The organism is Pirellulales bacterium, from assembly GCA_035499655.1.
GTDB lineage: Bacteria > Planctomycetota > Planctomycetia > Pirellulales > JADZDJ01 > DATJYL01.
Genome location: DATJYL010000045.1, coordinates 1 through 9,074 on the forward strand (window position 1 = coordinate 1; position 9,074 = coordinate 9,074).

Here is a 9,074-nt window from a genome sequence, read left to right on the forward strand (position 1 = left end):
GCGCCGCGTGTTGAGTCTCCGGTCAGGGCTACGCCCTTCCCTCCGACTCAACACGCGAACTAAACCCTAACCGATTCTCTCACAGACACTGGTACTGAAATCGGGAAGGGGTCACAATGCCTTGACCTGCTACCCGAATCTTGGTCCAGACGGAATGCGAGGTTTTTTGTAACTTTGCATTTTGGAAAGGAGAACCTGGACCATGAAGGGAAAGCGATTTACGGAAGAGCAGATCGCGTTAGCGATGCGGCAATCGGAGTCGGGTACGGCGGTGACCGAGATCGTGCGCAAGATGGGCGTCTCGGAGCAAACGTTCTACCGCTGGAAGAAGAAGTTTGCTGGCTTGGGTGTAGCCGAACTGCGGCGCTTGAAGCAGCTGGAGGAAGAGAATCGGAAGTTAAAGCAGTTGGTCGCTGACCTAAGCTTGGACAAGACGATGCTGCAGGATGTGTTGTCAAAAAAGCTCTGAAGCCCGCTCGTCGTCGAATTCTGGTGCAAAGGCTGCAAGCTTCCTATAAGGTCAGCGAGCGTCGCGCTTGTCGGGCCTTGGATTATCCCCGAGCCAGCCATCGGTACCAGAGTGTTCGAGACGATCGGGCCGAACTGCGGATTGAGTTGCGCGATCTGGCCAGCGGCCGACCACGCTACGGCTATCGCCGGTTGCATGTGCTCTTACGACGAAAGGGTTACCGGGTGAACGCCAAATTGGTGTACCGACTGTACTGCGAAGAAGGGCTGGGAATCCGCAGTAAAAGGCCCCGGCGCTGCAAGAGCTGTCACGTACGTCAAGCGCGGCCGGCAGTCCAACGAGCCAATGAGAGTTGGAGCATGGATTTTATGGCCGACCAGTTGTTTAGCGGGCAGCGCTTCCGTTTGTTGACGTTAGTCGATAACTTTAGTCGTGAGAGTCTGGCGATTCGTGTGGGTCAGCGGTTGACCGGAGACGATGTCGTGCGGACCTTGGAGGGTGTGGTCAGTGAGCGCGGCAAACCACAAACCATCCGTGTCGACAACGGCCCAGAGTTTATCTCCAAGAGTTTGGACCTGTGGGCCTACTGGAACGGCGTGCAGTTGGACTTCAGCCGGCCCGGAAAGCCCACGGACAATGCGTTCATCGAATCGTTCAATGGGAAGTTCCGTGAAGAGTGTCTGAACCAAAATTGGTTTTTGTCACTCAACGATGCCCAGGAGGTCATCGACCATTGGCGGGACGATTACAATCGGTGTCGACCCCACAGTGCGCTGGGGCAGCGGACGCCGGAAGAATTTGCGATTTTTTCAGCGGGGGCTAGCCCCCGCTGAAACCCTGTTTCCCTAGCATTCCAACTGGATCAAACTTGGGTAGCAGGTCAACACTTCCATCCCTAACTTAAACATTGGTATCGTTCCCGGGGGCAGGTCAAAATGTGTCGACCAAGATAACCGACGCGATCTTCCAATGCTTCGGCGCGGAGCAGGTCGCGAACTTTCGCATGGGCTTCAACAATGCGCAGTGGTATTTCACGTTTTGCAAGATTCGTGTGCAATTCGCCAAGCATCTTTGCTCCAGCCACATCCACCATCGGTGTGTCAGAAAGGTCACAGATCACAAGCCGTAGCTGTGGCGTTGCTTCGATTCTGCCGCACACGACCTGGCGAACATAATCGGCATTGAAGTACAAGAGCGATGATTCCACTCGAAAGATCACAATGCCCTCCGGCACCTCATTGTCTGGATGTCGCTCAAGATCGGAATAGCGCCGGGTGCCCGCGATACGGCCGAGAAACGCGACGTGGGGCTGCGCGACGCCGGCAAGCAGCATCAAGAGCGATGCAATTGCCGCCACCAGAACGCCCTGTAAAATACCCAGCAACAACACACCGATGAGCGCCACCATTGAGATCTTGAATTCAAATCGACTTACGTGCCAAAGGTGCCGCAAGGCTTTCAGATCAATCAGTCCTCGCACGGCAACTAGGACGATCGAGGCCAGCACAACTGTCGGGAGATTTGCCAGCAAGCCAGTCAAGAACAGAAGACATCCAGCTAAGGCCAGCGAGGCAAATAGCAGAGCCAACGGCGTTCGCGCGCCGGCCTTGTCGTTGACGGCTGACTGCGAGAGGCCGCCCGCCACCGGAAACCCCTGACCGAAAGCCACCGCCAAGTTTGCGGCGCCCAAGGCAAGCAATTCCTGGCGTGGATCAATCTGGTAGTTGTTCTTTGCGGCCAAGGTGCGAGCCGCCGAAATGCTTTCGATGTAGGATAGCAAGAAACAGGCGCAGCTAAGCGGAAGAATTCCATCGACGTCTCGCAACCGAATGACTGAGAAGCTGATCGCCGGCAGCCTCGCCGGGAGCGCGCCTACCGTCGCGACCCCAGAATCCTTAAGCGCGCTGAACGAGACAACAATCGTGGCAAATGCGACAACCAATAGCGCCATCGGCCACCCTGACAAAAACTTCTCACCGATAAGTAAGAACAGTAGCGCTACCAACCCAATCACAAGCACGATGAGGTTCGTTTCGCCGAGCTGACCCAGAAGAATCCATCCTCGTTCGAAGAAGTGATCGCCGCCCCCAGGCACCCCGAAGAGCTTGGGAAGCTGAGTCATGGCAATCGTCAGCGCCGCTCCAGCCTTGAAACCGAGCAAAATCGTATCGCTGATAAAGTTGACCAGCCCGCTCAGACGCAACAACCAAGCCAGTCCGCTTAGGGAAGCGACGACCATCGCGGAAAGTGCAGCAATCGCGATCCAGCGCGATGAATCGCCACCGGCCATGCCAGCGACTGTGCTGCCGACTAATAATGCGATTGCGGAGGTTGGGCCGATCGCCAACTGTCGAGAGGTCCCAAAGATGGCATAACACGCACCGCCCAGCAAGTAACAGTAAATACCGTGATGTGGCGGCAAGCCTGCCAAAGAGGCGTAGGCCATTGAGACCGGAATAGCGTAAGCGGCAAGTGTGATGCCAGCGACCGCATCAAACTTCAGCCACTCGGCCCGGTATTGGGGCAGCCATTGTGCAGGTGGTAAGTGCGAACGCCAAAACATATCTGAATTCAAAACGAACCCGTGAAAGCCTACGTTCGCCTCACGCTACTCGGCAAATCTGCGATAGACTCGTAAGGGCGGCGGAAGCACAAATTGCTTGTTGCAATCAGGCGCCTTTCTGCTTTGTTGCGGTATTTGGATTTTCTACATGCAGCATCAACCATTGCTGCGTTTGGCCATCGGCGAAGTGGACCAGCACGCGAGTTTCGTTCTTGGTCAAATTCGCGAAGCCAGTTTCCAGAATGGGAGTATTCTTGCCCGCGATCGTCATCGCGGCACGCTGGCTCTTTTTGTCAACCATTCCCTCGACCGATTCGATCTGACCGGTCGATTTGTTTTGATACGTGCCGGCGATGATGCCTTCTTTGCTGACCGCCAACTGCAGGAACATATTGGGGACTGCGTCGGCAACGCCATCCTGCGTCAAGGCAAACACGCCCAATGGCAACCATTCCATCGCGTCAGGATTCTCCACCTTGGGGACTTCGGTGGCGAGCTGTTCGGCTTGATCAGCATATTCATCGGCGGGCACTGTGGTGTCGCCGATGTGGACCGTATCTCCCTCGTAGTAGACGTTTCCCCCTGTCCCGTAGTCGTAATAGGACTCGCTGCCCCAATTCCAGGGCAGGAAAGCCTGCGCTACGTTGAACGTCGCCCAACCCCAAAACACCGGATTCTGCTCGAAGCGAGATTGCGAGTTTGACCCCCAGAAGTCGTTATACAAATTATCTCCGTACTGCTCCTTCAAGCCATTGCGGACCTGATCGGCATTCTTACCGATCTCCTGCTGACGTTGTGTACGACGTTCGCCTTGGCCTTGGGCCAAACTTGTTCGCGCCTGACCAGGCTTAGCTATGGCAACCTTCGCCGCTGGACGATCGGCGCGGTTTTCACCTTTCCCTTGGCGGTTGTTGGCAACAGCTGCACCGGCGGCCACACCGGCGCCATCGGCTGCCGCGGTGCCCGCACGACTGGGCGCCGAGCCACCTTCCAGAAAATCGGCCACCGCCGTGTTGGCGCCGGCCGGTCGAGCGGAAGGCGAGCCATCCGCGAATTTCTGCGATCCAGACGCGCTCGGCCGCGCGCCTTGACCAGCGCCCGCCGTAGATTTTGCTGCGGCAGCCGTGCTAGTACGTGCGCTTTGTCCCGCGCCGGCCGTGGACTTTGCTGCGCCAGCGGTGTTGGTACGCCCAGCGGCAGATTGGGATTTGGCTGGCGCTGCGGTGCGGCTCATGGATGGACTTGCACTGGCTGCTGACGGTCGTGCACCTCCGCCGCCGCTACTTCTGGCGCCACCGCCACCCCCGCCTCCTCCGCTTCGTCCGCCGCCGCCACCGCCTCCACCACCGCCTCGGCCAATCGCTTCACTGGTAATGAAGGCCATCGCCAATAAGCCAATTACGAAAATCACTATGCTGCGCTTCATGGGAAAGTCCCCGTATGGTTGAATGTCGATAGATCACTTGGAATCAGACGCTGCGCCGCGAACCACTTTGATGGGTTCGATGTTGGGTAAAATTTCGCCATCCAACTCCCGGCCGGTGGATTGCCAGGTAAACGAGTTTTTATCGAGCATGGTCAGGATATTGATCGCCGAAGTCTTGCGCCCATCCGGCATCGTCGCGGCGGCATTGATGATCCAGCGATTGCCCTTCTTGGTCCACGTCGCTTCGCCGAAACCCCCATCGGAATCGAATACCCAGGAGTGAATTTTTCCCGTGCTGGGGTCCCAACCGATGAGTTGCATTCCGGACATGTCCAGTCGATCTGCAATGGAAACGGCAAACTGCCGCGAGATAAATGTCTGATTTTTGGTCCACTTGCAGGTCATTTCGACGCTGCTGTTGTCGTCTTGGTCGACCCAATCGCCAATCATCCATTCCAGGTCTTTCAGCCGGTCGTAATTGGAGTGAATCACCGGCATATCTTCCTCGGTCACGCGGTCCAGGAGCCACTTCCCGTCGCGTTTAACGTCGATTGCGGTGTAGTCAGTCTCTTTCGGCTCCTTCCCGGACTTGTTGACGACTCGCGCCGTTCCACGTTCCATGGCCACCGTCGGCGATAAGAACTCGATCGATTTCACATCGACCGCCAATTTTGCATCTCCGAGGTTCGCGAGGATTGATGCAAACTGGTCTGCGATGGCGTCGTGCCCCACCGCCTCTTCACCTGTTTCCGGGTTCACATACACCGCATCGGGCGACCAAAACGTCGCCAGCGTCTTCGCATCGTGGTTGTTGTAGGCAGTAACATATGCGGCCGCGTTGTTGCGGATGGCCGCTTCGTCCGCGGCTTGGTCCGCGCGCAGTTTGGAAGCTGTCGCCAAACACAATAGAACAGCTAATGAAATCCAGATTTTGTTCATGATTGGTGCTCCTGATATTAACGAAAGGTTTCTTGACGTAGTTTCGACAACTTGACGCGCGTTCGATCCATGACTTCTCGTTCAGCGATCGCTGCCAAGTTCAACCGTGACGTTACTCGAACCCCTCCAAGTCGGCGGGACAGATTGAGAAAAGCACGGTACCGGTCGCGACCCTAGCGCATTCTTTGAAGCTACTATTCCGCACTCAGGTTCTTCGACCCGAAATTCTCGCGGTTCAACCACCGCGCAACGAATCAAAACAGCAAACCGGCGATTGCATGAACCTGGGACGAAGTTCGACAGCCACCGGGCAGGCGCGTACAAGACGAACTACACTCGAGACCAATAAGTAGGCAAACTGGCAACTGGGAGATAATGAAAAGTCGATGGTTGCCCATCAGCAGCCAGTAGACGGCAGAATTCTACCACACCTCTGTCGGTCAAACAATCAGCCATGTTCGCCGTAGGCGGTGCCAATTTCTGTGCCATTACCATTCGTGGCTGATAAAAACTGAATTCGATTGTGGTTGCCTGAGCCAAGTGTCGCCGAGCCCACAATATTCAGGTGACTTGGGAGCACTCTTCGGTTGACCTGGGCCGCTGGTTGGCGGGCATCGTCGCAAATCGATCGTGGGCTGTGCTGTTAAAATTTGGTTCGGTTAATCAACGCGTTCCTAACGGGCTTTGGCAACGGCCCGCAGTCCTAAGGCCAACATCACCCATGCCCATCCGTTGAAAAGCATTTCGATGCCGATAAACATGCCGATGACCCACAGCGCGGCTTCCGGTAATTGGCGATGGATAATAATTCCCAACAGCAGCGTAACGCCGCCATTGAGAAGCACCCAGCCCCAATCCTGAAACCGCACCAACAGCGCCGACGCGATACGGAACACGCCGCTTACGATCAAAAAGATGGCAATGAATTTTGTGAGCACCAACATCGATAGTCCGGGCTCGTCGACGATCATGTATCCAACGACGGCGTATAGTACGCCAATTAACATATGAAGGAGCATGCCCCCCCATTTCCCAGCCCAGAAAGAACTGACAATCTGTATTATGCCTGCCGCGACAAGCAAGAAGCCGAGCGCGACGACCGAGGCTAGCGATGGGACTAGCGGCTCAACAATGCACATGGTGCCGACGACAATCAGCGCAATGCCGAGTAGTAGAAAACACCACCATTGATTACGGACCGAATGCAATTCATGATTCGACCGGGCAATATCAGTGGACATGTTGGATCTCCTCAAGAAATGCGAATGAATTGAATTCGACCGCTCTAAGCTAAGTCTAGGTTAGTCGTTGCGCAACGCAATTGTCTCTTGGTCCTCCAATGAAATTTACCGCTGCAAATATGCTTTTTTATCAATATTTTGCCCAATAAACGAACCCGGTTGGGTTCGAGGGCCGCCGAGCCTCCGGTTGCTGGTCTGCTGATGACTCCCATTGGTCGACCCCAGCCAGTTAATTCTCGGATATGAATCCGCGTCTTCATCGGCAATTTCTCAGTAAATCGCTACACTGTCACAGAGTAGAGTGTCGTTGCTTGCCGAGCTACTTGGATAACATCGGCGTCTCATCCATCGAAGATTGGTAACCCGATCTATGATCGAGCGATTGCAGGAATCACTGACGCAATTGCCGCTTTTGGCCCGCTTTGCATTTGCCATGACGGTGTTCCTGACGGTTCCCGCTTTGTGCAAGCGAATCCACTTGCCGGCCGTCGTGGGATTATTGGCGGCGGGCGTTATATTCGGTCCTCACGGGTTGCAAGTTGGACCCAAACATAACGAAGTCGCCGAATACTTCGCCGAAGTCGGTAAGCTCCTCTTGATGTTTTTCGCAGGCCTGGAAATTGACGTGCAGCAATTCCAGCGCACGCGCAATCGCTCGCTCGCCTTTGGACTGGCAACATTTTCGCTGCCCCTGGCCGCCGGCTTTGCCGTGGGAATGGCTTTCGGCTACGGCTGGATTGGTGCGCTCTTGATCGGCTCTCTGCTGGCGTCGCACACACTGCTTGGCTACCCGATCGTCCAGCGGTTGGGGTTAGTTCGGAACGAGACGGTCACGGTGACCATTGGCGCGACAATCTTTACCGACATTGCGTCGCTAATGGTACTGGCCATCTGCATCCCGATACATATGTCCGGATTTTCACCGGCTGCCTTTCTTCTGCAATTGGTACAGCTGGCCGTCTACGTTCCAGTGGTACTATTCGGACTTAGTGCTGTCGTTCGCCTCCTCATGCAGCGAATGAAAGATTCCAAGGAGGGGCAATTCCTTGTCATGCTTTTGGCGGTAGCCGTCGCCGGCATCGGCGCCGAGATGATCAATTTGGAAGGCATCATTGGCGCCTTCTTAGCAGGCCTGGCCCTGAACCGGGCAGTGCATCACAGCCCGGCCAAAGCAGAGCTGGAGTTCCTCGGCAATACTCTGTTCATCCCCGTGTTCTTTGTGACGGTCGGCTTCCTAATTAATCCTCGTGTGTTTGTGGAATCCACAATCAACAATCTTGGGCTGGTGTCATCGATTGTTCTCGGCTTGATCGTCGCGAAACTTGCCGCGGCCCTGATAGCAACGCGAGCATTTCACTACACCAAGTACGAAGGTTTAATTATGTGGTCACTTTCGCTGCCCCAGGTCGCCGCTACACTAGCGGCCGCCTTGGTGGCGTACGAAGCCAAGAATTCAGCAGGTGAGCGGTTGATCGATGAACCCGTCCTCAACACCGTAATTGTCCTGATGGTGGTAACATCAGTTTTGGGACCAGTCTTAACAGAATCGTTCGGAGGGCGAATGGTTGCCACAAATGTTACGGTGGATGGTCCTGCAAGCCCGGCGCCGCACACTCAACAAGATCAGCCATGATCCAGCAACTTCTCCTTGCCCTAGCATTGACGTGCGTCACGGTCATTATCCATGCCGTGGGATCAGTCTATATCGTTATCCCGGCGGCAGGTTTATGGCCGCCGGGTGTCAATTCTGCCAAAAAGCCACGCCCGATCTGGACATTGATTCGGCTGGTGAGCGGCCTGTTGCTACTACACCTTTTTGAAATGACAGTCTGGGCTGCCGCGTTTGTAATCGTCGGCATGTTGCCTGATTTTGAAACCGCTTTGTACTTCTCATTGAAGAGCTATACGACCGTCGGATACGGAGATGTCCTGCCTCCGCAAGCATGGCGGCTTGTCGGCCCGCTCGAAGCAGCCGTCGGCGTTCTGATGCTCGGCTTGTCCACGGGCTTCATCGTAGCCGCCGTGCAGAAGATATTCACCGATCGACGCCAACTGCTTGGATAACCAAATCGACGGCAGTCACATTGATAATAAATTCAAGTTGCTGGGATGGGCGGTAGTCGGTCACGTGGGTTCGACGGCAAAATCCCCCGCGTTTCTGCAATGTCTCACGCCGCTGAGCGTATATGCATCGCCCGAAGTGCTGGGGCATGAGAAGTTTGCAAACGACTTTCAATTCGTAAATCCCTGAACCAATTTCGAAACTTTTTACTATGACCCCTACCGTACGAAACCAATTGAAAAAATTAGCGACGTGACCTGCAAACACGAAAACATATATCTAATAAGGGTTTAAGATGCTGAATGATAGTGGAGTCGTCAGAATTATTCTGACGACTGGTACATTCAGCAGACCGAAGAAAAACGTAAAATCAC

8 protein-coding genes are annotated in these 9,074 nt (G+C 55.0%); 3 read left to right on the forward strand and 5 right to left on the reverse strand.

Features of this window, described 5'->3' with window-relative positions; translation table 11 throughout:
- Positions 1-202: 202 nt before the first annotated feature.
- A protein-coding gene (locus VMJ32_02830) for an IS3 family transposase (protein HTQ37932.1) occupies positions 203-1,302 on the forward strand; the annotation gives its coding sequence in 2 pieces (ribosomal slippage) (positions 203-455 and positions 455-1,302; 1,101 coding nt in all).
- Positions 1,303-1,364: 62 nt separating this feature from the next.
- On the opposite strand, the gene VMJ32_02835 is transcribed toward VMJ32_02830, so the two are convergent.
- From VMJ32_02835 to VMJ32_02855, 5 genes are all read right to left on the reverse strand, one after another.
- A complete protein-coding gene (locus VMJ32_02835; protein HTQ37933.1) occupies positions 1,365-3,032 on the reverse strand; it encodes a SulP family inorganic anion transporter in 1,668 nt (555 codons plus the stop codon).
- Positions 3,033-3,138: 106 nt separating this feature from the next.
- Complete coding sequence (locus tag VMJ32_02840; protein ID HTQ37934.1) at positions 3,139-4,038, reverse strand: hypothetical protein; 900 nt, start codon at positions 4,036-4,038, stop codon at positions 3,139-3,141.
- 224 nt (positions 4,039-4,262) lie between these two features.
- The gene (locus VMJ32_02845) at positions 4,263-4,430 is read right to left on the reverse strand and encodes a hypothetical protein (protein HTQ37935.1); all 168 of its coding nucleotides are present in this window, start codon (positions 4,428-4,430) and stop codon (positions 4,263-4,265) included.
- 61 nt (positions 4,431-4,491) lie between these two features.
- The gene (locus VMJ32_02850; protein HTQ37936.1) at positions 4,492-5,397 is read right to left on the reverse strand and encodes a nuclear transport factor 2 family protein; all 906 of its coding nucleotides are present in this window, start codon (positions 5,395-5,397) and stop codon (positions 4,492-4,494) included.
- A 674-nt stretch (positions 5,398-6,071) separates the two neighbouring features.
- Positions 6,072-6,638 carry an HdeD family acid-resistance protein gene (locus VMJ32_02855; GenBank protein ID HTQ37937.1) on the reverse strand — a complete coding sequence of 189 codons (567 nt, stop codon included), beginning with the start codon at positions 6,636-6,638 and terminating at the stop codon, positions 6,072-6,074.
- Between the two features lie 433 nt (positions 6,639-7,071).
- Here VMJ32_02855 and VMJ32_02860 point away from each other — a divergent pair, with 433 nt between their 5' ends.
- Positions 7,072-8,271, forward strand: coding sequence for a cation:proton antiporter (locus VMJ32_02860; protein HTQ37938.1), 1,200 nt, complete (start codon positions 7,072-7,074; stop codon positions 8,269-8,271).
- Positions 8,268-8,702 (forward strand): potassium channel family protein, encoded by a 435-nt coding sequence (locus tag VMJ32_02865; GenBank protein ID HTQ37939.1) that lies wholly within the window; start codon positions 8,268-8,270, stop codon positions 8,700-8,702. The genes VMJ32_02860 and VMJ32_02865 overlap by 4 nt, the downstream gene beginning before the upstream one ends.
- Positions 8,703-9,074: the final 372 nt, after the last annotated feature.

What these genes read in the sequence shown, in the direction of transcription:
- VMJ32_02860 (HTQ37938.1), top strand. Translation starts at nt 7,072, where the DNA reads ATGACGGTGTTCCTGACGGTTCCCGCTTTGTGCAAGCGAATCCACTTG.
- VMJ32_02855 (HTQ37937.1), bottom strand. Translation starts at nt 6,638, where the DNA reads ATGTCCACTGATATTGCCCGGTCGAATCATGAATTGCATTCGGTCCGT.
- VMJ32_02835 (HTQ37933.1), bottom strand. Translation starts at nt 3,032, where the DNA reads ATGTTTTGGCGTTCGCACTTACCACCTGCACAATGGCTGCCCCAATAC.
- VMJ32_02850 (HTQ37936.1), bottom strand. Translation starts at nt 5,397, where the DNA reads ATGAACAAAATCTGGATTTCATTAGCTGTTCTATTGTGTTTGGCGACA.
- VMJ32_02865 (HTQ37939.1), top strand. Translation starts at nt 8,268, where the DNA reads ATGATCCAGCAACTTCTCCTTGCCCTAGCATTGACGTGCGTCACGGTC.